Annotated in this window: 1 pseudogene; it reads right to left on the reverse strand. The window is 42.4% G+C overall.

The window, feature by feature from the left end:
- A pseudogene (locus tag LKK83_RS00470) lies at positions 1–321 on the reverse strand (hypothetical protein); the annotation flags it as partial.

Below are 321 nucleotides of genomic sequence, written 5' to 3' on the forward strand. Positions count from 1 at the left end.
CTGTTTTTCCTGGGAGTTACTCCATAGCGGATAAATTCACTTGCAGCTAAAGCAACGCCATCAACTGCATGAGATTCAGGCACTTGAGCTTTCTTATCTTTGATTTTCTCTAGTCCTAAATGTTTACGGATTTGACTGGTTGCGTTATTGTTCTTTTGCCAGCCATAAACCGTCTTAACTGGGGCGATAGATTTAAGTTTCTCAACACACCAGATTTGCCCAACCATCACAGGAGAAAACCCAGTGCCAGACCGTGCCCCTTTTCTGCCACTGGTTAAATCTACATCAGCTTTGACCAATTCGTAAACAATTGTAGTAATC

Source organism: Phormidium sp. CCY1219 (assembly GCF_035615515.1).
In the GTDB taxonomy this organism is placed as follows: domain Bacteria; phylum Cyanobacteriota; class Cyanobacteriia; order Cyanobacteriales; family Laspinemataceae; genus CCY1219.